General features: G+C 56.9%; 15 protein-coding genes. 6 read left to right on the top strand and 9 right to left on the bottom strand.

Annotated elements, in window-relative coordinates; genetic code table 11:
- Window positions 1–4 precede the first annotated feature (4 nt).
- Window positions 5–1975, bottom strand: coding sequence for a DNA/RNA non-specific endonuclease (locus tag N2597_RS22525; protein ID WP_183596177.1), 1971 nt, complete (start codon window positions 1973–1975; stop codon window positions 5–7).
- A 363-nt stretch (window positions 1976–2338) separates the two neighbouring features.
- Between N2597_RS22525 and N2597_RS22520 the strand changes: the two genes are divergently transcribed.
- From N2597_RS22520 to N2597_RS22500, 5 genes are all read left to right on the top strand, one after another.
- Entirely contained in the window at window positions 2339–5263 is a 2925-nt protein-coding gene (locus tag N2597_RS22520; protein ID WP_183596254.1) for a Dyp-type peroxidase, read from the top strand.
- 127 nt (window positions 5264–5390) lie between these two features.
- Window positions 5391–6488: a hypothetical protein gene (locus tag N2597_RS22515; RefSeq protein ID WP_225881330.1), complete on the top strand. Its 1098-nt coding sequence runs from the start codon at window positions 5391–5393 to the stop codon at window positions 6486–6488.
- 35 nt (window positions 6489–6523) lie between these two features.
- Window positions 6524–7540 carry a heparin lyase I family protein gene (locus tag N2597_RS22510; RefSeq protein ID WP_225881331.1) on the top strand — a complete coding sequence of 339 codons (1017 nt, stop codon included), beginning with the start codon at window positions 6524–6526 and terminating at the stop codon, window positions 7538–7540.
- A gap of 68 nt (window positions 7541–7608) precedes the next feature.
- Entirely contained in the window at window positions 7609–8100 is a 492-nt protein-coding gene (locus tag N2597_RS22505; protein WP_225881332.1) for a DUF1439 domain-containing protein, read from the top strand.
- 30 nt (window positions 8101–8130) lie between these two features.
- A complete protein-coding gene (locus N2597_RS22500; RefSeq protein ID WP_225881333.1) occupies window positions 8131–8739 on the top strand; it encodes a hypothetical protein in 609 nt (202 codons plus the stop codon).
- A 121-nt stretch (window positions 8740–8860) separates the two neighbouring features.
- Here N2597_RS22500 and N2597_RS22495 read toward each other — a convergent pair whose 3' ends face one another.
- Window positions 8861–10696: a type II toxin-antitoxin system HipA family toxin gene (locus N2597_RS22495; RefSeq protein ID WP_183596173.1), complete on the bottom strand. Its 1836-nt coding sequence runs from the start codon at window positions 10694–10696 to the stop codon at window positions 8861–8863.
- A gap of 257 nt (window positions 10697–10953) precedes the next feature.
- Here N2597_RS22495 and N2597_RS22490 point away from each other — a divergent pair, with 257 nt between their 5' ends.
- On the top strand, window positions 10954–12966 hold the full coding sequence (locus tag N2597_RS22490) for a hypothetical protein (RefSeq protein ID WP_183596170.1): 2013 nt from the start codon (window positions 10954–10956) through the stop codon (window positions 12964–12966).
- 35 nt (window positions 12967–13001) lie between these two features.
- Here the strand turns inward: N2597_RS22490 and N2597_RS22485 are convergent, their stop codons facing one another.
- The 7 genes from N2597_RS22485 to N2597_RS22455 all read right to left on the bottom strand — a co-directional run bounded on the left by N2597_RS22485 (window position 13002) and on the right by N2597_RS22455 (window position 23456).
- A complete protein-coding gene (locus tag N2597_RS22485; RefSeq protein ID WP_183596168.1) occupies window positions 13002–14645 on the bottom strand; it encodes an ATP-binding protein in 1644 nt (547 codons plus the stop codon).
- Window positions 14646–14660: 15 nt separating this feature from the next.
- Window positions 14661–16523 carry a PIN-like domain-containing protein gene (locus tag N2597_RS22480; protein WP_183596166.1) on the bottom strand — a complete coding sequence of 621 codons (1863 nt, stop codon included), beginning with the start codon at window positions 16521–16523 and terminating at the stop codon, window positions 14661–14663.
- A gap of 115 nt (window positions 16524–16638) precedes the next feature.
- Window positions 16639–18168 carry an ATP-binding protein gene (locus N2597_RS22475; protein WP_225881334.1) on the bottom strand — a complete coding sequence of 510 codons (1530 nt, stop codon included), beginning with the start codon at window positions 18166–18168 and terminating at the stop codon, window positions 16639–16641.
- Between the two features lie 38 nt (window positions 18169–18206).
- The gene (locus N2597_RS22470) at window positions 18207–19844 is read right to left on the bottom strand and encodes a radical SAM protein (protein WP_183596161.1); all 1638 of its coding nucleotides are present in this window, start codon (window positions 19842–19844) and stop codon (window positions 18207–18209) included.
- The gene (locus tag N2597_RS22465; RefSeq protein ID WP_183596159.1) at window positions 19837–20862 is read right to left on the bottom strand and encodes a DGQHR domain-containing protein; all 1026 of its coding nucleotides are present in this window, start codon (window positions 20860–20862) and stop codon (window positions 19837–19839) included. Before N2597_RS22465 ends, N2597_RS22470 begins: the two co-directional genes overlap by 8 nt.
- A gap of 102 nt (window positions 20863–20964) precedes the next feature.
- Window positions 20965–21978, bottom strand: a complete 1014-nt coding sequence (locus tag N2597_RS22460) for a ParB/RepB/Spo0J family partition protein (protein ID WP_183596157.1) — start codon at window positions 21976–21978, stop codon at window positions 20965–20967.
- Window positions 21975–23456, bottom strand: coding sequence for a DEAD/DEAH box helicase (locus tag N2597_RS22455; protein WP_183596155.1), 1482 nt, complete (start codon window positions 23454–23456; stop codon window positions 21975–21977). The genes N2597_RS22460 and N2597_RS22455 overlap by 4 nt, the downstream gene beginning before the upstream one ends.
- Window positions 23457–23459: the final 3 nt, after the last annotated feature.

Raw genomic sequence — 23459 nt, 5'->3', positions numbered from 1 at the left:
AGAGTCAGATGATGACGTCATGGATATCGCTGATCCAACGGGTTTGCCGGGTCGATTCTAGCGTGCCCTGCGCGTCGAAGGGGCGGACTGCGGAAAAATCGAGCCCGGTCTCGGATTCAATGGCAGCAATCGTCGTCTGGATCCGGCGCTTGCGCATCTGATCGACGGTGTAGGGCTTCAGTCCTGAAAATACCTTTGCCTCATACAGCGCCTGCACGTACTGGGTCTGACCGACAATGAACGCTGCAGCGGCGACCTTAGTTGGCGACTTCTGAAGCACGGCAATCTTCCAAAACGACAACGGGATTTTCCAAGGACCACCCTTTCGGTCTTTGCCGTAAAGGGGGTCGTTCTCCCGAAAGATCGGGCCAGTGAAAATGGTCAGCCGCTTATCCGTGCTTTGGGCTTTGTCGAGCAGATAGTCTTCGAGATTGCCCCAGTCGATATCATTGTAGGTTTGAACCTGTGGGGCCGCGTTGGTGTAATGAAACGTGTCCTCTGCGCTCATTTGTGACTCGGCCAGCGCCTGGTCCCTATCGGCTACGCTGCTCCAGCAGGGGTCGAGCAACCGAACCTGGTGTCCGCGGCTAAACTGCACCGGGTCTTTTCCCTTGTTCTTTTCATAGAACTCCCCATCCGGCTGGAATTCAGCGGCGATCCGCCCATCGCGCCGCCACGCGTCCTTGCGCGGGCCAGGATGAACCAGCCTGTTTCCATCGATATTGACGGCAGTCAGCAGTGGAAACTTCCTGTCCGCTCGGATCACGGAGGTGAAATGATGATAGGCCAACTCGTGTCCGGACCCATCCAGCAGTGGCGCAATCTGGTCTTGGGCCAGCCATGGTGCGTAGATGTCGGGGAGATCGATCCGCGCGCTGAGGAAGAGTGGATCATACCCGCTGACGCCGGCCCAGCGCTTGAGCGCCAGCGGTTTTCGGTCCGCTTCAAGCAGGGCTTCTCCCTGCATGCCGCCTTGAGACAGCGAAGGCAGCCCAAGTGAGTTGTCGAGCCGGTCCAGCACCAGGCCTGCCTGTGGCTGTTTGAAGCGCTGCTCTTCGAGCAGTCCGAAGATTGCACTGATGCGGACGCCTTCATTGGCGATCCATACTGTCTCGCCTTCAGGCCTTCCAGGCTTTTTCGGTTCAGGGACTGCCTTGTGATGCAGCGCCAGCACCTGCCATTGGTCGTTAAGGACCGGGGCGCCTGAGGAGCCCGGCTCCGTATCGGTGGAATAGTGGATAAAATGATCAAGATTGAGGTCCGGCGCCGCCTGCGGATCGAGAATAATGATCTGGCTCGCTCGAATGGCAATCTGCTTCGGCTCGCTGTTCGGATGCTGGATGATAGTGACCCACTCACCATCGACCGCCTTGCCGGAAAGCGGGATCAGCGGCAACCGGCCATAACGGTCGATCGGTACGCCCTCATCCGACAAAGGCGTGACCGCGACGAAGGTGATGTCGAGTTCGGCGTTGGTAAAAAAAATCTCGTGCGGACGCAGATTAAACCTGACGCCCTCACGCAGCACACCATCGATATCGTGCTCGTAGCCGAACTCGGCTTCGCACTGGCTGGCTTCGTCAGCGTTGCCGAGGACGTGGTGGTTGGTCAGCAATAGGCGTGGCCCAACCAGAAACCCTGTTCCATACCAGGCGCCGCCATCGCTCGGCACCTTGATCCGGCACACTGCTGCGGCCGCCCGCCGTCCGCGATCGAGGAAATTGATCGACATCAGGTCGCTTTGGCCGATGATGCGCTCGAAACCGTTCGGATCGCTTCGCGGGGGTTCGAGGAAATTCTTGCGAGCGGAAAAACGAATATCGGCTTCAGCGCGGGTCCGCCTCAAGCGGCGCTCTTCGGCCGGGACATAATTGGATTCGGCGAGCGCAACCTTTTCCACCTCGACGGACAATGCGGCCGACTGGGTGGCGACGATGTCCTTCTCGCCATCTGACGCTTCCGGGTCCTTTTCCATGCCATGGTCTCCAATCTTGGAAGCAGCAGTGTTGGCTTTGGCGGGTAGGCTTCCGGGCGGCGAAGAGAAGACAACGCGCGGCCCTATGTCATGCAAATCATTGAAGCATATTTCACGCTGAACGCGAACACGCTTTTTCTGTCGTCCCGTTCTGTGCGGCAGCAATCTTTTTCGCTTGATTTGACAGCTTTATGAAACGACCCACGAGACAAGTATCTCCGATGGTTTTTGCTTGTGAGTCCACAAATAAAGTGGAACATATGTTGCACGCCTGACGCGAAGATCGCTATCGGCCTCGAGGGGACCAGCGGACCGTGCGACAGCGGGAGGTTTGCGCGACTTCGTCGAGTCATAGGGGCAGGTATGACACAATCGCTTGTAACAAGTGCGATCCCGTTTGGCATCGAAAGAGCCGATCAGGTCGATGCAAAGCTCAAGGAATTTCGCCCCGAGCTGTTCGGCAAGGAAGGGCTCATCCGTAGCGCGCTGCGCGACCAGGGTGTGCATTTCATGTCGATCACCGTGGTTCGCGGCGATGTTGGAGAGCCGACGCATCTGGTGTTAGAAATGTCGGTCGATGGCGAGCCGCAACATGCCTTCGACACGGTCGGCACCAAGCTGGCAGCATTCGTCAGCGACATCCTGTCGGTGGCTGCAATTCAATCGACTGGCTCGCTCAGCCAGCTTCTTGCATCGCACCATGTTCGCACCGGCCAGGGCCTGCTCGATGTCCCAGGGCTCGACTTCTGCGGCACGCCTGGCATGACAGTGGCGCGGATCAAGCGTGAATATCTCCTCGCCCGCGAACTCCGTTCCTATTTCGACACACACCCGGCCGCCGGCGCTCCGCTAGCCACCGTTGCGCGCGTGCGGGATTTCGTCAAAGCCAATGCCGACCTGGCGCCGCTGCTGAGTCCCGAACCATTCCCCCGCCTTGCCGCCGAAGAACCGCCCCGGCTTGATTTCAGATTCATGCTGTCTCTTGTCTTCCGGGGGCTGCTCAAGTTTTTCTGGCCGGTTCTTGGTTTGCTCGGGCTTTTGGTTTTTGCCGCGACGATCGCGGCTGGACTTTCGCAAGGGGTTGCGGTCGGAGTGATTGCCTTCTTCCTCTCGGCCATCGTTGCGGCCGGGGCCGTCGCGGCGGTCGTTGTCAGTGTCTACCTTGGCCTGCGCCGGCTCGAGGCCGCCAACACGCCAGTCGACACCTTGGTCAATCCGGATGTAATGGCTGCGCTGACCGAGGCCGAAAATCTCAAGGATACGCAGCAGAACCATCTTGCCGGCATCTCGATCATGCAGGCAGGGCGGTTGCGCAGCCTGACGCTCAGGATGGCCTTCTGGGTGATCGGGCAGATGGCAACGAGGCGCTTTCGACCTGGCTTTCTTGGCGACATCAGCACGATCCACTATGCCCGTTGGCTGCGACTGCCGAAAACCAACAAACTCCTGTTTTTCTCGAACTACGGTGGCAGTTGGGAAAGCTATCTGGAGGATTTCATCACAAAGGCATCCACTGGCTTGACCGCCGCGTGGAGCAATACGGTCGGTTTCCCTCGTACCGAAAATCTGTTCTTCAAGGGTGCGACAGATGGCGACCGATTCAAGCGCTGGGCGCGCCGCCAGCAGCAGCCGACATGGTTCTGGTACAGCGCCTATCCCCACCTGACGACCGCGCGCATTCGCACTAACGCCGCAATCCGCCAGGGACTTGGAACGGTATCAACCGAAGACGAAGCCGCGGCGTGGCTCGGGCTGTTCGGCTCAAAGGTAAGACCGGCCACGTTGATCGAGACTTTCGAGGTCCAGACGCTTCTTTACGGCGGGCTGAGCAAACACCCCTATGCGACATGCCTTGCGATCAGGTTATCCGACGACTCCAAGCAGGCATGTGCCTGGCTGAAATCGATCGAGGATCAGATCACCTTCGGAGATCAGCCACCCGCCGACAAGGTCTTGATCTGCGCGCTGACAGCAGATGGCTTAAGACGGTTGGGCTTGCCCTCAGATATCGGGGACGCCTTTCCGACCGCATTTCGTTTGGGGATGGGTTCGCCCGGTCGAGCCAATCTGCTCGCCGATACCGGCGACGACCAGGCCGGGCAATGGCTATGGGGCGGTCCGGAGAATGCGGTCGACGCGGCGCTGCTCATCTATGCAAATTCTGAACCTACTCTTGCCTCTTACGCCGGGGAATTGACCTCAGGCATCAATGACGCTGGCGGACGGGTGATGCATCGGGTAACGCCGACGCCGCTGCCACAGCCAGGACCAGGTGAAACGGCGGCGCAGACCGTCCGCGAGCCGTTTGGCTTCGCCGACGGAATTTCCCAACCGATCATCAAGGGAACCCGCCGCTGGATGCGCCAGTCGGACACAATCCATGCGGTCGAGCCGGGGGAGTTCCTGCTCGGCTATCCCGACACGCGTGGCTTCTTCCCGCCATCGCCACAGGTGCCGGCTGCGATGGACCCCGGCAAACTTTTGCCGCTCGCCGAGCCTGCGCACTCCCGTGGCGCGCTCCAGCCTGATTTTGGCACGAGCGGCGCTACCGCCGCGCGCGACCTCGGACGGAACGGCACATTCCTGGTCATCCGTCAGCTTGCGCAATATGTCGATGTATTCAACGACTATGTGAATACGGCGGCCGAACGCTACGCCGATCATCCGGCGGTACCCGATCAACTCGATCCAGCGCTTTTGCCGGAATGGATCGGCGCCAAGATGGTTGGGCGTTGGAAGGATGGCTCCTCGCTGGTGCGCTATCCGCATGGTCCGGCGACCAGAAAGCAGAACGGGGGGCATTTTCGGCCCGACAACGATTTCCTGCCGGGCGCCGAGGATCCGCTCGGCGAACGCTGTCCCCTCGGCGCGCACATTCGCCGCTCCAATCCTCGCGACAGTCTGGCCCCGGCCTCAAAGGATGAACTTTCAATCGTCAATCGTCATCGCATCCTGCGTGCGGGGCGAGGCTTTGACGCAGAGGGAGCCAATGATCCGAAGGAACAAAAACCCGGCCTGCTCTTCATGTGCCTGAATGCCGATATCGAACGTCAATTCGAATTCGTTCAGCAGACCTGGGCCATGGCCTGGCAGTTTCACGGTTTGGAAAACGAGGTCGATCCCATCACCGGCCGCGGGGGCGGCATGGGGCGGCTGACGATACCGTCACCGCGTGGCCCGCTGAACCTGACCGGAATAAAGGATTTCGTGCGGATGCGGGGCGGAGCTTATCTGTTCATGCCGAGCAGGAGCGCGGTCCGGTTTCTCGCTCGACTCGTCAACGATTAACGGCTGCCCTAAAGGGTCGCTGAGTTTGCCGAGCCAGAAAGACGTACGGCACGGCGTCATCGATGACATGCACTTCGCTGATAGAAATAGCCACGCACCACAGGACTATCCATAAACGGAGGGGAAAATGCTGACACGCTCGACATGCATGATGCTCATCTCCCTGGTCGTACCGATGCAGGCAGTGGCAGCGGAATTCACGGTCGGCAACTGGAACATTCAAACGCTGGTCTACCCGAGCGACCCGAAAACCGTCTTTCCCGATGACCATATCCGCACCAGCCAAGACTATACGGACCTTAGACACTGGCGGGACGCAGTCTCCGCCGAGGTGATGTTTCTCCAAGAGGTAACAAGTCCGGCTGCGCTCGACGCGGTCTTTCCGGTGGCCGACGGTTGGGAGCATTGCATCAGCGGTCAATTCGCGGAGGCCGAGGGTCAGGCCGTCGCTCCTGTTTGTACCAAGAGCGGCATGGCCGCCGTCAAACCGACAACTGCGACCCGCGTGCAGTATCCGGCAGTGGTCTTGCGGCCGAACTCACAGCTGAAGATCATCTCCGTAGCAGACTACAAGCCGCTCGACGTCACCTTTGACGATAACGGAACAATCCGCCGAATCCGATGGGGCTTGGACGTCACGATCCAGTCAGCGGCCGGATCGACGTTGCGGGTGCTTGACGTTCATCTTAAGAGCGGCTGCTTCGACGACTTCATCAGTTTCAAGCTGTGGAACACCGACCCGGCGACGGGACAGCCGGCCAGCCGGGCGTGCGATACCCTCGGACAGCAGATGTATCCGCTTCGCAAATGGGTGGAGGCGCGCGAAACTGCAGGCGAAGCGTGGATGATTGTCGGTGACTTCAATCGTCGCCTTGATGCGCAGCCGGGCGCGATCCCAGACGAAGTCTGGATTGCACTCAGCGGCTATAGCGCCGACAAGTCCGGTCACGACAGAGATCCGCGTTCGGATATCCAACTGTTCCGACAGCCATACAAAAACATGTCGACATGCTGGCGGGAGTTTCGTCAGCCGAACCCGTCCGGTATCGCTAACCCCGACGCCTATAACATTCTACCCATCGAGTTCTTCATCTATGGCACCCGGGCCGCGACCATGATCGTGCCGGAATCGGAAAAGCAGTTTCCTTGGCCTACCCCGACGCCGGCCGACAAGATACGTCTTTCCGATCATTGCCCCAGCAGCTTAACCATCAAGATGGACTAGGAGGGCCGACCATGAATGGGCGATGGAACTGTGCAATGGTTGTGATCCTGGCGATGGCTGGCGTCCCGCAGGCGAACGCGGCCTCACCGACGATCCGGGACGAGTTCGAAGCCGCGAGCGTCTCCGACAATTGGTTTTCATGCAGCCGGGACGAAAACAGCTTCTCCTTCGGCAAATTGGCAGGCGACGCCAGATCTGCCGCAACGCAGGTCGTGAGAGCCCTGCCGCAAAACAACGTGCTGGCCTTTGCCTGGCGCCCGAAAGGATGTGCCCGGGAAGATGGTTCCTATGACCGCGACGGCAGCGAACGCTCGGAGCTATGGGAAGCCCAGAAAATCCTGGCGCCGATGGGAACCGACATCTGGTACCGGTTCGATATGTTCATCGACAACAGCATAACGCCGACCACCGGCCGATTTGTCATCGGCCAGTGGAAACAAACGAATTCTCCGAAAGACGCTCCTGTCCTGGCGCAACGTTTCAACGGTCGGGCCTTTACCGTCTCCCTCGAGCAGGACAACGCCGATCCGGACCGCGACCCGAAGAATGTCTTATGTCGCGTCTTCATCGCCTCGCAAGAGACTGCTCCGGTCGAACCAGGTTTCGGCACCCCACATATGCTCGTCAAGCCGGCGCAGGTCTTCTCCTTGATGAAGACCCAGACGCTGTCGGTCGGACACGACACCGACGACCTCGCCCATGGAACAGCACCGTTGTCGCTGCCGGGTTTGACGGGCTGTGCACAAGGGTTGTCGGTCACCCGCTACAATTCGCTGCCCGATCCGTTCGGGAAATGGACGACCATGGTCTACCACTTGCGTCTGGTTTCAGACCAAACAGGTCTGATCGAAATCTGGGCCGACGGCAAAAAGATTTCCAAGACCGAGGGCACAATTGGATTTAAGCCGTTTCTGGCAAAGGAGAGCCAATATTTCAAATTCGGCTCGTATCGCAACCACGCGGAGTTCGAAACGGTAACGCGCCTCGATCACTTCATCCGTAGCGAGCGGAGGGAGGATGTCGATCCAGACGGTACGCTCGCGCCGCCCTGATCGACGACACGCTGGCGCAATGACGCAGTAGAGGGAGAGTTAGCATGGATGAGCGGAGGCTGACGGCAATGGCCATACTGAACAAACCTGGATCGCCCAGGTCATCCGAACTCTGGCGAATCTTTCTCGCCACTTCCGTGTTGCTGGCCCTGGCGCCCTCTGCAAAGGCCGGAAATGCCCTCGAGAACGCGATCGAGAAGGCGCAGCCTTGCCAAGCACTAAAGGTAAAGACCGGGTTGTTCACCATCGGCGTCGACCACTTTGAGAAAGTTGAAATCGAAGAACTTGCCATCGACGTGAAGGGGGATGTTGCAACGACAAGAGCCATAGGTTCTCTGACTTGCCGGACATCAGATGCAGCGGCACTGAAGGGTAATGTCTCGGCCCGGCTTAGTTTCGACGCGGAAATGAACCTCGCCACCTGCGCGGTCAACCGCCGCGAGATCAAGCTTCTTTCTACCGGCGGGACATTCGGCGACGTCGTGAAGGCGCTCGGCGAACAGATTTCTCAATCACTGGGCGATGGCCTGTCCAACGAGGCCAAGAAATTGTGCCCGTAGCACGGGCAATAGCAAGAGGGAGAGCTGTCAATGAGCGAAGCATCCACGGAAGACGCCGGAACGTTATTGAAGGATCCGGTTGTCCGGCTTGCCCTCATTACTCTGGCGGGCCTCGTTCTTGCCCTATGGATCGCACGCGCGCCGACAAGCTATACCGGCAACCTCCCCTTGATCGGTGACTATGTCCCTCTCAAGTTGAATGCCGTGTACTTCATTATTCTTGGTCCCATGCTTGCGTCTTTGATCGCCGGAGTTTTGCGGTTCCAAGCGGCTCGCCGCGGGCGAGTGCAATCTGGCAAGCTGTCATCTGGCAACGTCGGTCGCGACGGAATCGTGCTCGTGATTGTCTTTGCGCTTATTGTTCTCGCATCGGCTGCATTGTCGCTACAGTATTTCCTCACCTTGGCGCCGGCGGAGATGTGTCCATCACGGCCGCATTACGACTTCCTCTGGACGAATGTGCCTGGACCGACGCGCATCACCCACTGCATGAGCGGCACCGAGGAAATAAACATGGAAGCGCCATACTATCTCGAGCCGCAGATCCTCCAATCGTGGGGACATGTCGTATGGCCTGTTCTGACAGCGTGTTTACTCATCGGAACATGGCGTTCATGGTGCAGAACAAGGGGCGAATAAGGCGCAATTGCTTCGGCTTGAAAGGATGTGAACCACAGACCTGTGGTCGTCGACCCCATTTGATTGAATCTGCTCAATTTTCAGGCGCAGTCCTCAGGCCGGGTGAAGTCGAAGCTAAGTTTCAGATGAAAGAACTCGTGCGTTCGGCAATTATGCCACGCACGCGATCTAACATTCGACCTCCCATCACTTCATACTCCTCCGGAAGTTCAAGGGCCGCCGCGCTGTCCACCAGCTTTCGCGCCAGAGATGCCATCGCTTCTGAGGCCCAGCGAGCGGGTAGTTCAATGGTGCGGGCCAAAGTCGAGAAGTCGTCGGGACCGAGCCTATCATCTCGCCCATTAAGCTTCAGCGCCATGCGATCGTTTTCTAATCCTGGAAACACGCGCGTCGTCACTGCATCATAAACTGGTGCAAAGCGGACCGAGCTGAAATGATCACTCCCTATCTCTGCGGTCTTCAACAGTGCCAGGTTCTTGAGATGCATGTCGCCGTCAGCAATGAACCATGCGTAAAGCGCCCTGAGAAACAATATACGGAGATCGTCATCCGGGGCCGTCGACAGCGGGCGCAGGCCGCGCGCCATGCGCTCGATCGTTCCTTCATACTTTCGCTCTGCAGGCAGCTCGAGGATTGAGCAAAAGTCTTCCATTGCGATCAGACGCGTGTCGTTTGCCGATCGTCTGATGTCGAAACGTTCGACCAAAAGAGCCGGCGAGAGATTTCGAGCTATTGGCACAAGTGCTGCTTGTGGCACTTCGAAATCGACCGACTTGGCGAGAGACAGTCCAATCCACTCGACGATCGGAAGCATCTCAAATCCATTCGTCCCTGCCGGCTTCAATATATGCGTGAAGGGCTCCTCGACAGCGGCGATCAGATTACCATTTTCCCTCAAGCACATAGGCGCCTTTATCTGGACCCCCGAAAGGCGTGGTGTGGCGGCCGAGGCAAAGAGCCGGGCCAGCTTCTGTTGAAAGCTGTCATCAAAATCCTTTTGCCGAGGTCCCTTGTAGCTGCCTGTGAACAACCCATCCTTTTGGAAATGCAGAAGCCGCCCTTCGAGGACATCCGCCGGTACAGCTGCCAAGTCATCGACATTCTCGACGATTGCCATGTTCGACATATAGCGTCTGCCGCTTTTGAGGACCTCCCGCTCGTCACGGCGATCGAGGACCTGAGCAAGCCAGCCCTCTGGCATAAGAGACTCAATAAAAGGAGGCAAACTTCCCGGTCGTGTCGGACGGACCAGTGGCGGCCGAGAACCCGGTTCGATCGACCACCTCCATTCTGCACCATCATGAACGAGGTGCCCCACAATCATTCCATGCCATGCCACCGTTAGGTCGATGGCCGCTTGATTCCTTGGCGCCCAGCCTTCGATTAGATCGTTTTGAAGATATTGCTCTGCCGCCTCGGCTTCATTTGTCCACCGATTAGACCTGCCGACAGTCCACAGCGCGTCGGCGGCGGCGGCAGGTGAACCATATTCCTCAAGGAGGCGTTCGGCCATCTCCCGGCGCATATCGAGGCCAATTGCGCTCGCGTGTTCACTGCGACGGCGAAACGCCTCCAGGAAGCGCTGGCGTGGCGACGAAGCGGTTAGCGTGATCTCCCCCATACTGTCGCCAACAATGACGGGAACGGTTGACGGATGGTCTGGCGCTTCGTTCTGGATGATCTCCAGTGCGCGAATTCTATTGCGTTGATTTCGGCGCCCACTTAAAAACAGGCGGCCATCGGGGGTTGGGGAAAGTGTCATCGCACTGGCACCGGACAGATAAGCCTGCGGATAGAAGAAAGCCGCGATTCGAACGGCGTGGTCCATGACAACACGATTGGCATCGTCGCTGGCATCTACGTAAACGCCACGAGCCAAGTTGACTAACTCGCCAGCTTGGGCGGCAGCATGTGCCCGCTGGCGATCGATATTTAAGCCAACCAAATACAGGGTCATTTTATTTTCTCGCATTTCACATGCGCGAAAGTTAGGTGAAAGACGCGAATTTTAAAAGAGGCTTGGCAAAAATGCGCGCAAAAACCAGCCACAATCCAAACATCCGCACACGCGGCATATACATATTGCGAATTTTCGCAGTTTAGGTATTCTCAAAACAGGAAAGTGAGGAAAGTATGAGAACGCCTATTCCCGCAGAGGTCCTACGTCACGTCCGTGAAGCAAGCAATATGAGTCAGGCAGCCTTGGCGAAAGCCATGGGCACCGTCGCAAGCGTTCTGTCCAAATTGGAAAAGGCCGACGAGGCCGAACCCGAAATCGCGGAACGGTATCTGACTGCCGTCGGATCTGACCTCGCTCGAGAAGTCGAGGACTATTACCGGCGCGATTGGCTTCAGCAGCCTCCCCCCTCCTTTCTCCATCCCGACCGTGAAGCGCTTTGGGTCATCGATCAGGCTCTGAAGACACTCGAAGAGTTTGAAGCCGAAAAGCAAGATCCGATTTTGCGCGGGCCAATCGACCTATTGCGCGGCGAGCTCCGCGCTTCTGAGGCCTACCTCCGTCGCCGCGACCATACCGTTGCATGGGTCGGCGATATCGGGGTGGGAAAAACCACAGCTCTGAGTTACGCGGTCGACCTCCTCGTCGGAGACGGCCGAAGTGGAAAAAGGCCGGCCTTTCCAGTGGGGCCGGGCCGAACGACGGTCTGCGAAATTGCGATCCGCGTTGCGCCCACCTTTGGGATCCTCGTCGATGCAATTGACGAAGAGGAAGTCGTTCGGCTGGCGCGTGACTGGGTCTCCGGTCTCGCGCCAGGCGCAGCAGGGGTCGGCGTTTCTGCCGAAATCGGCCGCCTGCTTCGAAACATGGCCAAACTGAAAACGACGACAACGATGGTAGGAGACGAGCTGGTTACCAAGGACCCAGTGGTCGACCTCCTCAATGACGGGCTCGGCATCGATGAGGTCACGGACCGGGTCGTTGGGTTGATGGCGCTCAAGGAGCGAACCGAACGTCAGATCATTCTTCCGGAAGGCAGTGATGATGGCCTTTCGTGGGTTTCCCGCTTGGCGACGGACATCAATTCGGGCCAAGATTGGCGTTTCGGCGTGCCCAGACGGGTGGCCGTTCTCATGCCTTCCAAAAATCTCAATGCCGATGGGCAGCAATTGTCGATCGTCGACACGCGTGGTGTCGAGGGCGTGACCCAGCGTCCAGACCTTACAATCCACAACGACGACACGCGCACCCTCGTTGTCCTTTGCACGAAATTTGCCGACGCGCCAAATGCAACCGTGCAACGGCACCTGCGGGAGTCTGTCGATGCGGCGTCAGACGCGATACAACGCCATCGACGGTGCATCCTCGTGCTGCCACGAGGCGATGAAGCACTGGAAGTTCCAGGTTCAGATGGGCCTGTTTCATCGCGTGAGGAGGGATATGCATACAGGCGCAAAGAAATTGAACTCTCGCTTGTAAATGCGCAGCTTCCGTCGATACCGGTCTACTTCTTCGACGCTCGAAATGACGCCTCGGACAAGATTTGGGCGCGTCTGCGCGGGCAAATCGCGCAAATGCGGAAAGGCTATGCGCTGCGCGGCGCGACCGCAGCCGACGGCGTGCGCGATCTCATTGAGAATGTTGACGGTGTCCGCACGCTTGAGGCCCGGCGTGAAATAGAGCAAGAAATCGCTCGTATGTTGGAGGATGTCACCCCGTTGACCGGCAACATCCGGCCAGCTTACCTCAATCTCATCGAGCAGATGGCGATTGGACACCATAGCTCCATCGCCGCCTCCGTCCATCGCCGGGGCGCGTGGGACAATTTCCAGTTCGCGCATATTCTTGGCAACGGCGTGCGTATCGACGCTAATCTGCGGTCGCAATCGCTGGTCAGCCGCATCGATCACCGGCTCATGGATTTCGAAAGCAAATACAAGGATATGGATCCAGTCTTGCGCAACCTGGCAGCATTGAGGGCAAGGTTGGGTGAAGGACGGCAAGATTTCCTCGGCGCTGCCCAGACGATTGGCCGGGATGCGTACAGTTCGCTGCTCGCGAAAGAAGGCGACGTCTGGAGCGACAGCGCGAAGCGTTACGGAATGGGGCCAGGCTATAAGAGCGACGTCGCCAAACTCTGGAAGGAATGGTTCGAACAGTCGGCCGACGCCCATGCCGCATCCGAATCCGTGACCGAGAGACTGCAGGATGCCTGGACGGCCTGGGTTCTGGAACCGCTTCGGCGGGCGACGCAAGCAACTGCCGACTGAGATTATGTCGGGCCGAAAGCTCGGCCTTAATCAGGCTATTTGAGGCGTCGTTCCAGCTCGTCCTTTACGTCTTCATAGACGTCGATATCGAGATAACGATTCAAAACAGACAATGTCACCTTGAGAAATTCTGCTTTGATCGCTGCACGAAAGCGCTCGTACTCCGGCGTCTTTGGCTGTTCCAACAGGCCTACCCGAATCTGGGTGATTTCCTTTGTGAGTGACTTCAGTCGTAGCTGTTCGGTCGACGGCGCTCCGAGACTTGCCTTCTCAATATCCTTTTGCAACGCATCGCTGTCACGGAGAATTTTTTCAGCCTTCTTTACGTCGTAGGTCCTGGAATTTACGGCCTTAAGATAATTTGTGCGGAGTTTTTCGGCCTTGTCACTCAACACTTCAACTGAAGTCTGGTGCTCCTTCGAAACGCGGCGGGCCTCAGCCGTCAAATCTTGGCAAACCTCGTCCAGCTCCTTGCGGATCGCAAGCCATCGGGGATCCTCTTCGAAGTTGTCACGCCGAGCGTTAGGGACCACTGCCCGCGGATCAATATGGATCTCCCCGATGAACCAGTTGGACCACCGGAACGCCGATCTAATTTCGTTTGTTGTGGGGACCAGAGTGATCAGCTCATTTCCGTCAATCTGGATGTTCTTCAGACGAAATCTAAGGCCGCTAACTGCGTCTTCCTGATATTCGCCGGGCTTGGTTTTGTGGCCTATCCAGCCCCACCACGCGCCGCTTTCGCCGGTGTGAACAGTAACATCCCGCAACGGAACGTTGTCGCTGTCGGCGACTCCGAGCTTCTGCCGGTAGGGCTTGAAAACCTGCTCCTCGCGACCTGCTGCTCCGCCACGGATGACAACCGACACATAGCTGAAGGGGATGCGCTCGAGCATTGTCCCGGACTCATCCTCCAGAACTGACCAGTCAGGAAGTTCGTCGTCTTCTTCTTCTGGGGGCTCCTGCAAGTCCGGCGTAACCAGCCCCTCGACTTGTTCAAGGATTTGGTCCCGATAGGCTTTGAAGTCCGGGTGAAAATCGACAGGTGCCACCTGCGACAAAAACGTTCGCAGCTGCAGCGGGTCGGTCGCCTCGGCTGGCGCGTTCTTCAGGCCAATCAACGAGACCTCAAAATAATGGGCGCGGTCATCCGCTACATCGGGCTGGTCATAAGTGGTGCAGGCGGTGATCAATTCGGCAGCCGGTTTCCTGCCGGAACTAAGCATTCCCTCCCTGAGTTTATCGCAATCGAATTCTACTATGGTCTCGACATCGTCTCCTGCCGCTTTCGTGCGAAACCGCAGGGTCTTGCAGAACGCTATTCCCGCCAGACGACCAATGCCACGGAAGCCGGCCTCGCGTCCTCGCTCCTTGCGGGAGGCACCGACGGCCGTCAGCGTATTGACTGCGACCCGATAGGGGAGCCCGACACCATTGTCGAGAATCACCAATGTCTTCGCATCCGGGGACAAGGTGAGGGTAACCTTCCCGGCTCCCGCACGAAGGACCTTGCCCTCGATAGCCGCCTGGATGCCATCATAGCTGTTTTGAACATATTCCCTGATGGCGTTTTTTCGCTCGCCATACATGCCGGTCGTGATCGACTCGAGAAGGAAGGAGCCGATCAAAGGTGCGGGGACGGCTTTGCCACGGGAGCGGGTTCTTGGTCTTATAGTCATGATTTCTGCCTCCGCTCAGATGTCGACTTCGACGCCGGCGTATTGCGGCACGCGGACTTCTTGATCGGTATTGATGTTAACTTTGATCAACTGCCTGGGCAGCCGATGGTAACGGGCAATGACGTCGATCAGCGATCCGATATCGGCATCGAAGGCCTCGTCACCTTTGCCCAACAGCTGTGAAAACTGATGGGGTTTTTCATCTTGGAGCGTGGTGATGAGATTGGTGTCCGCAAGTTTGATCGCTTGAAGGTCCGCTTTTGACTTGTTATCGGCGGCCGGCTTCGTGACCACCTTGATTTCCAGATCGACCTTCCCGCTCCCCGGTTTGTAGAGCAGACGTGCCTCAGCCAGGCCATCCCCGATTGCTGCAGCGGCGTGCCGAACCTCCGATAGGGCGACAAGATCGAGCAGGGTCAAGGCGACAGGCGAATTTGTCGGAGCACGGATGGTGAGGTCATCAGCGAAGTACGCAGCGCCAAGCGCTCCGAAGTAAAAACACTCTCGAAGTTGCTCAGAGAGGCTTGGCGTGCAATCCCTGAAGTTTGCGATAAAATCGAGTGAGGCGGGATCTCCCGAGTCGGCGGCTCGGAGGAGTGTGCGTCCAAACGCTATGATCGCCGCGGCATCCCAACCCTCCAACTTTTCCCAGTCCAGGTTTTGGAGAATAAGTGCGCGTTTGGCCGTGTCTGCGCTGGCCAGGGCATTCAAAGTTTGACCAACAATCCTGGGCAAAGCAATCGACGGCTTCAGGCTTTCCAATTCCAGAACCGCAGGATCGAACGGTATCTCTTCCGGTAGCACGCCGCCTTCGTCTTCGTCGCCTTCGGCGGTCTCTGCAGCTCCGCCGCCAAAGAGGCTCGCGGCAACGCCAAATCTTCCAGCCCAGCTGCGAGCCGCCGAAGCCTTGCCAGGAAGTCTCGGCAACTGCGTATCCAGGGCTGTGGATGCAAAGTTGCGATAATCGTGTCCCTCAGTTTCGAGGAGCACGCCGCAATACATCGGGTCCAGGAGTAAGAATTGACCGATGCCTCTGTCGAACGCTTCGCGCTTCAAGAGCGGATGCGGTGCCGGAACGGGTCGCGGCTTTTGGATTCGCCTGCGTATCGCCTCGGTCAGGCCCTTGTCGCCGTGCTGGTTTTCAAACCAATCGTTTTTGCGGTCGGCGGTCAGCACGACAATCGTCGAGGCATTGACCGATGATGCATGTCTCAACACCTCGCGCCAAAAGACAAGGTCGCCAAAGCTGTTGTCACCCGCAACTTGTTCGTCCTCGCTTTCACTGTCAGTGCGACGTCCGCCGCGTTTGTGTGCATCTTTGAAGCTGGGTGGAATGACGCCGCGGTTTCGCACACGTTCATCTAAATCGATGTTTGCGATGATTTCGTCGAGTGGCCCGGAAAGTAAAAAGTCGTCAATAAACGATGATACAGCCTGGACACCTTGCTCAAACTGATCAGACTTCTGGGCCAGTTGCAGCATTCCGCGTATCGGCTGGATCGTCCGCGTATATTCATCCAGGAACATCACACCACTGTTCTTGAAACCGAACAACTCGTCCGAACAGTAGAGTTTTAGTTTCTCATAAAGATTGCTGGCTGCATCGTCGAACGCCTTGGCGTCAGCAGCGAACTCCTTTGCGACAGTCTTCTTCAAGCGGTGCTTAAAAAACTCGTGAGCCGCCCAGAGCGGCACATGGAAGCGGGCGCTTCCAATCTTGCTTTGCCAGCTGGAGAATTCCGCTCTCGTTGGTTCTCCGGCCTTCGCCAGCCACATCAAAAAGGAGGTATCGAAATAGAGATGGGTATGTGCGGCCTTAACCAACTGCTTGAGCCGCATTAGATAGTCATCAGCATTCTCAGGTCCGGCCCCAATCAACGGACCTTCCCATCGCCGTTGAAGCGGCCGTGACTGAACCTGGGCTCTGCCCTGTCTCAACTTATAAGGATAAACCACGTTCTGACCTGAAAAAAATGATCCCACTCTGCTGGTGTTACTCCAGTCGTAGCAGGATCCTGTCAATCAATGCTTTAGCTGCAACACGATTTGCCGAGCATTCGTAAATCAGCTCAAAGAAACTCTCAAATCTTTTCCGGTCTTCTTCCGGCAGCCTCGCAAGCGGTGAGGAGACGGGATGTTCGTCCGCCATTAAGTCCTGAAGTCTGCCGCGCAATTCGGATATCGTCTGGTTACGATCAGACGCCTCGTTTACGAGGATCGGCATGTCGGCAATCTTGGCCATCTTCAGGATGTTTTGCTCGGCCGCCAGCGCCACCTGATCTCGCGCTTGGACACCCAAGCTTCCTTGTTTGATGACGCTGAACGCTTCGCGCACCGAAGTGGCGGAAAGCTCAAATTCACGTTCCCACTTCCGGCGGACCGAATTGGTGCGGCAATGCTTGGCGATATCTCGCGCAATTGGAGCCAATTGGTTGGTTAGGTTGTGATAATGTGCATTTTGCTCGAAGTGATCGCGTCTACCGTTCGGCACGATCTTGCGGTCAATGACGTGAATCTCACCAACCGCCCATCCGTTAAATCGCGTCTCGGGAAACAGCTCCTCAAGCAATGCGTGCTCACCGATCTGGACATTGCCACACCGCAAGCGCAAACCTTTAATGCCCGCTGCGCCAGGTACCGCGCCCTCATAGTCGTGGTGCAGGACCCAAGCAATGGCGGCAGGATCTCCATCTATGCCGGGAATCGTGCTCACCGACAGGTCATCGAAACTTATCATTCGACCATTATCGTCCTGATAAGTGTCGCGATGCGGCCGGTAGACTGGATGATCGTTGCCTTCGATGCGTATGGTGAGCTCGCCAAGTTCAACGAACTGTGCAAGGGCTGCCCTAATTTCCGGTCCGAACTTAAACTCTGGGGCGAACGGCACCGGTGCTACCTGGGCTAAATAGTCCTGCACGGCGGCAGGGCTCATGAGCCGGTCACTTCGAAGCCTGATAACGCCTCGCAGCTCGACTTCGAAAAACCGCTCCGGGAAATCAGCAATCGGTCGCTTTCGAAACGCTGTGACTGCGCGGATCAAATCCTGGATTTCGCCATCGCCCTGACGCAGTCCAGCCTTCAATTTTCGGCAATCCCAAGTCAGCTCGCAAACTGCATCGTCGCCCTGCGTTTTGGACCTGAAGATCAGCTCCTGTGCGTAGCCTAGTCCAGCAAGGCGACCGACGCCTCTGAAGCCGCGGGCTTTTGTGCCGCGTTTCCCGCTGGAGCCGAGAGCGGCCATTTTGCGTGCGAAATCTTTGTTGGAGATTCCAGTGCCGTTGTCGCGGATGCGGATCGTCCGTGAGCCGGCATCTATTGCAATGGCAACATCGCCGCTCTCGTCCGGCAGTAACAGACCGTTCGCGCGCGCTTCATCAATAGCATCCGCGGCGTTCTGGACATACTCGCGATACACTGTCATTGGGTCGATGTACATCGCACTCGACACAAGTTCGAGAACGTCGCGGCCGACGACCACCTCATCAAGCGGCATGGTTTCGCCGGCGTTTTTGGCAGCCAAGAGCTCAGCCCGCGTTAGGCGGGAAGCGGATTCGGATGTCATGCGACAGCCCTTTGTTTTGTACTGGATTTCGGAATAACGGCGGGAGCTGGGGCATCATCCTCATAGTCGAGACCGGCGTCTTCGACACGCTCGTCCTCTGCCAAACCAAGGTCGGAAACGGATTCCATCCGAACGAATTCCTTTTGCTTAGCCCAGATAGCGGTCAACTCGTCCTTCGATACGGGAACATAGAAGCGCAGGATTTTGCTCACCTTATCATTCGATGCGTGCTCCCCGAGAGAAAAGAACTCGCGCGGGTCCCGCGAAGAAAGCAACTCCAGCAGTTCTGCACGATCATGATCGTCCAACTGAGCAAATTCACTTTGGAATTCGTAGAGTTTCTGATCCGGGTCGTAACGCTCGTACCAATTGCGGTTAAAGATAAAGTCATGCGGCATCAGCAAGATGCGGGAGTAGTCGTCAAACGTATCGCCAAAAGCCCGCTTGAAGAACTCAGGAGCGCCGCTGACGATTCCGTGCGTCGCCTGAAGAATGATCTGCATCGAGCGGAGCTGATAGCGGGACCACTTCTCACCGATATGCCCTCGGTCAGGTCGATTGGTTGGCTGGTACCGCATTGGAAAGGACCAAATACGAATGCCCAGCTCTTCGTTTAGGGTGACGTTGAGACGCATGCGCTCGAACAGGTCTTCCGGACCATCATGGAAATTGTAGAGCATGTAATTGGAGAGTTCGGTCAGTCCGTATTCTGCGGCGTAGCGCACGGCCTGTTCATATGGCTTTTTCACACCGAGGTGGTCGAAAGCGATGCGTAGCGGCTTCAGGCAAATCGTCGCGAGCTCACGCAGGTACATCGGGTCCTTGCAAAGAATCCTAGCGTCGACACCTTGATTGAAGTCGACGCGACGCTGGACTGGCACCTTTGCGCCTGGCCTCAAAAGCTTGGCGCCGGGAACAAAGCCGAGGTCGCGAATTTCCGCGATGATCTCCTTAAACCTTGGCGAGGCGACAACATTGTTGTCCATCAAGATCAGATCTTTCTTGGGACCATAATGCTCGTCGATAGCCTTCACCAGATCAGTGAGGGATTCTGTATCGCGCTGCATGCCTTCAAGCTTCGGCACGCCACAAAAATGACATTTCCGAATACAGCCGCGCGAGGTGTAGGCAAAATAGGCATCCCTGACGGGATACCTGTAATCGATCTGCGAAAGAATATTGTAGTCCGGCACCAGATCTTCGATAGGCCGCCCCGCGATGTCGTCGGAATAAAGCTCCTCTGCGAATTCGTCCAATTGCAGGGAGACTGCCGGCGCGTCCGAAAGAAGCCCCTTGATGAAGCGGATTCCATGCCATCGGCGCTCGTCAAGAAAGCGTTCATGCATCAAGGAAGCGGCGATGCCGCCTACAAAGACCTTGTCAGCCTGACCGTTCGCTACTTCCAAGGCAAAGTCGATCGACTGAGATATTTTCGGGTACTCAAACGAAAATAGCGTAGTCACATAGATGCGATCCCACGCTTCATTCATCACTGAGCGATCCTCGCCCTTGATAAATCGCACCTTATCGCGCTTTCCGCGCGGCCCATGATATTGCGCAATTTTCATAAGGCCGAGGGGCGGATACTTGTTCTTGTAACCTGGCTCGATGAGAAGGATTTTCTTGTTAGCCATTGCTTACGACTTTCAAATGCGAGCGCTTGCGCATCTCCCGGATATAATCGGCGGCCTCATTCACGCCGCCCTCACCACCAAGCCCCTTCAGGCGTCCGCTGGTTGTCCAATCGACATCCTGTGCGAAGTCCGTGAGCCGGTTGACAAAATAGGCGCGGTCGAGTTTGGCAGAGGCGTCAGCTTCATTGTAAAGATCAGCGGCGATGTCCATCAGCGCGTAGACCCCGACGCCTTTGGTTAGGATATGCTTGCGCGGGGTGGTCCATTGGGCAGGCAGCACTTCAGCGATAGCTCGCCAGAATGCGAGTACGATCTGGGCGATTTTTTCTGGCGAACGTGTCTTCAATGCCCGGCTCGCGGCGAGGAAACGCTTGATAGCTTTCTGCATTGTCCGCAGCGAAGCACGCCGGGCCATGCCCGATGTGCTCTCACCGCCGAGGTCAAGCTGTCGACACCAGGGCGACTCGGGGTCGTTGTTGAGATGCAGCGCAATGAATATCTCCGGACGGTCCTTTGCGAGGTCACCGGCAAGGTGTGCGTCGTGGAAGTCGAGAAGGCTGGTACTGAGGCCCTTCGCCTTGCTGTTAATGGTGCTGAAGACTTCCATTTCTTCTTTCAAGGAAAGTCCCACGTAGCACATGAAGGGCAAGGGGATGTCGAGGTCTCCCAGACAGCCAAGCCGATGCTGGCAATCTACCTGCGCCATGACCTTGCCGGCGGACGCCTCGATTTCGAGTCGCGCTTGGCCTGAACCCAGGTCATCGACCTTCCACCCCTTTTCTTGAGGTCTCAAGTTGAGAGTTAGGGGAATGGTCGAGGCGCCGGGCTGACGAATGTAGCGGCGAAAATCCTGGCTATGCTGCGAATTGAAGCGCCGCTGGTAGCCAAGACCAGTGTCTTCGTTGAGAACGTCGGCAAAACTATAGGCATGGAGCAGCTTTGCCGGTGCAAAACCGAGAAGAACCGGCCTGTCGACTGATAGACCAGTCGAACAAAGTATGACATGGGGCTTGGCCATTGCATCCCTTCAATGCCGAATTTGCATTCGTGGAGTGCATATTCCGCAGCGAGTAGGTACAAGTCAAGGAGTCGCCGACCGCAAAGTGGCGGCGGAGTTCGATTATTTTCTAGGATTTAGCTTCTGGGTCAGCGCATCGATCCGGCCGGACAGTTTGCCGAGTTCGAACAGAATTTTCCGCCGCGTTTCGTCCTGCGCATGATTAAGTGCTGTTTCCGTCTCGGGAAGGACCAGCCACTGCCGAAACTTGGCGATTTTCTTGAGAGGCGTGTTGTCAGCCCCCGCCTCCACCGCATGGTCGAAGGCGTCCTCGAATCCAGATGCGCGACTGGCAAACTTTTGGAGAGCCTTTGGCGCCGAACAGATCACAGGCAGACGGTCGCGAACATCGACCGCCCTGGCAATCTCCTCGCTCTTGATCTTTTCGACAACCAGGTCGTCAAACGACGCGTTCGCTAAGCGAGCCTTCTTGATTTTGGAGGATTTCAGATACTCATCATAATAACTCCATTTGGCGGTGTCTGCCTCATCATGATCGAGCATGAATTGATAAACGGCGATCAGATGTTCGACCTTGCGCCTGGAGAGGCCGATTTCCTGGGCAAGCTTCCCCGTGTCGACGTCGTGGGTTTTATGGCGCCGATAAAGGAAGCCGGCCTGCTCAAACGGCGCCCAATCCTTTTTTCCCTTTATGTGATACTGACCAAGGAGAGCAAAGATCAGTGTCTCGTCTATGTCTCGTGGAAGCAGGCGAACCTTCATGTGACCCCATTTCACGGGGTCGGATTTAGCTAGCGCCCTGTATGCTGCAAGACGGCTGTTGCCTTCCAGGACCTCGAGCGTTCCGGACCGGACAACGACCGGATCCGTCAGCCCGCCGTCGCGCTTTATATCCTGAATCAGTGCCTTAACGTGATCCATCTCCAGCAGTTTTCGTTCAATGTCTGCCTGGCTGGGCTCTCCGCCATCCATGCGCAACACCGAATATACCCGCGGGTTTTCTACGAAGAACCGGAGGTCTTTCTGGGGAAGTGAGCCAAGTTCGACTGGAACATTGACCCCACGGATGAGGATCGCGTCGCCGGCCGACAGCGGAGATTTTTCTATCGCGTTCATGTTTCCTCCTGAGTATCGAGCCGCAGCACGTCACGAATTATGTCGGCAAACGCATAGTCGGCGCGTTTATCATATTCAGCCCGGCTAATATCACCTTGTCCGAGTTGGGCTGCCAGGTGTTTGGATGACAGGAGCGCATCCACCCAACCATCGACCGTATCGGAGGCTATGAGGTTCGTAACAAAGCAAGGCTTTTCCTGCGATATGCGATGGATCCGATCCTGCGCTTGCAAGTAATCATCAAGGCTGAAGCTGCGGTCAAAAAACACGGCGTGATTGGCCACAGTCAGCGTCAACCCTTCCTTTGCTGCACCTGGCGTCGCCACCAGAACGCGGGTCTGCGGATCGGTTTTGAACGATCGCAGCGAGTCCTCGCGTGCTGACATCTCAATCCCGCCATGGACCAAAACCGCACCAAACTCGTCCAGGTGCCTGCGAATAACCTCGGCATTCTTTGTGAAATTCGTCCAGACAACGATTTTCTCACCGGCATCGACCGCTCCGGTGACAAGCTCATCGAGGGCACGCATCTTGCCTGGTACGGCCTTGTACGATTGGTCGACCATCGCCGGGTTGGACGCAACTTGCACCAGCCGCAGGAGGCGCTTCAGGATATCTTCCGCATCATCCAGGATCGGACGGCCTTGTCGTACGACGATTGCTGCAAGTTCATCGCGGAACTGCGCATAAATTTCCGCCTGCCGCGGTTCGAGCTCACACTCCAGATTGCGTATTGTCTTGTCGGGCAGCTTGAGCCCAGCCGTCTTCTTCGTTTCTCGAATGGAGAACGGCCGTATCTTCTCAAAGACGGCCTCCAATTCATTTGCGAACGCCTGAGCGCGGTGGTCGTCTCTACTGAGATCGTTGCTGAGATCGAGTTCACGTTTGAACGCCGTGAACTCGTTGCCGAGACTCTCACCGAAATCGAGAAATTTGATCTGCGACCATAGATCGTAGGGGCGATTTGCGACGGGGGTTCCTGTCATGATGACACGCCGAACAAAGCCAGAAGAGAGAGCGTGCAGAGCCTGACTGATCTCCGCATCGGGATTTTTGATCTTGTGCGCCTCATCAAGCAGCACCGCTACCTTGCGCGTCTTCAGAAAGAGGTCCAACCTCTTCCGCTCTGAGACAATGGTCTCGTAATGCGTCAGGTAAAGACGGGCCGGACTGTTGAGCGCATAGAAATTCGCGTTGCGATCCTGACCGAGGATGCGTGGACGCAAATGGCTGTGATCGGATATTTCATTTCGCCAGTTTTCGATCAGACTTTTCTTGGTGACGATCACCACTGAATCTGCGACATCGCGCGCTAGCCATGACAAGGCCAGGTCGAGGCCAATTTTCGTCTTCCCCAAGCCTTGTTCATGGAATACTGCAGCGTAGGTCAAGTCCTTGACCGCAACAAACGCATCCAGCTGGTGCGTGAATGCTGCGCGTTTGGATTCAAGGCTTACCGTTTTCTGTAGTTTCAACATCGC

It is taken from the genome of Rhizobium sophoriradicis (assembly GCF_025200795.1).
GTDB lineage: Bacteria > Pseudomonadota > Alphaproteobacteria > Rhizobiales > Rhizobiaceae > Rhizobium > Rhizobium sophoriradicis.
This window is presented reverse-complemented; position numbering and strand designations above follow the sequence as displayed.

What these genes read in the sequence shown, in the direction of transcription:
- N2597_RS22525 (WP_183596177.1), bottom strand. Translation starts at nt 1,975, where the DNA reads ATGGAAAAGGACCCGGAAGCGTCAGATGGCGAGAAGGACATCGTCGCC.
- N2597_RS22520 (WP_183596254.1), top strand. Translation starts at nt 2,339, where the DNA reads ATGACACAATCGCTTGTAACAAGTGCGATCCCGTTTGGCATCGAAAGA.
- N2597_RS22515 (WP_225881330.1), top strand. Translation starts at nt 5,391, where the DNA reads ATGCTGACACGCTCGACATGCATGATGCTCATCTCCCTGGTCGTACCG.
- N2597_RS22510 (WP_225881331.1), top strand. Translation starts at nt 6,524, where the DNA reads ATGGTTGTGATCCTGGCGATGGCTGGCGTCCCGCAGGCGAACGCGGCC.
- N2597_RS22505 (WP_225881332.1), top strand. Translation starts at nt 7,609, where the DNA reads ATGGCCATACTGAACAAACCTGGATCGCCCAGGTCATCCGAACTCTGG.
- N2597_RS22500 (WP_225881333.1), top strand. Translation starts at nt 8,131, where the DNA reads ATGAGCGAAGCATCCACGGAAGACGCCGGAACGTTATTGAAGGATCCG.
- N2597_RS22495 (WP_183596173.1), bottom strand. Translation starts at nt 10,696, where the DNA reads ATGACCCTGTATTTGGTTGGCTTAAATATCGATCGCCAGCGGGCACAT.
- N2597_RS22490 (WP_183596170.1), top strand. Translation starts at nt 10,954, where the DNA reads ATGGGCACCGTCGCAAGCGTTCTGTCCAAATTGGAAAAGGCCGACGAG.
- N2597_RS22485 (WP_183596168.1), bottom strand. Translation starts at nt 14,645, where the DNA reads ATGACTATAAGACCAAGAACCCGCTCCCGTGGCAAAGCCGTCCCCGCA.
- N2597_RS22470 (WP_183596161.1), bottom strand. Translation starts at nt 19,844, where the DNA reads ATGGCTAACAAGAAAATCCTTCTCATCGAGCCAGGTTACAAGAACAAG.
- N2597_RS22465 (WP_183596159.1), bottom strand. Translation starts at nt 20,862, where the DNA reads ATGGCCAAGCCCCATGTCATACTTTGTTCGACTGGTCTATCAGTCGAC.
- N2597_RS22460 (WP_183596157.1), bottom strand. Translation starts at nt 21,978, where the DNA reads ATGAACGCGATAGAAAAATCTCCGCTGTCGGCCGGCGACGCGATCCTC.
- N2597_RS22455 (WP_183596155.1), bottom strand. Translation starts at nt 23,456, where the DNA reads ATGTTGAAACTACAGAAAACGGTAAGCCTTGAATCCAAACGCGCAGCA.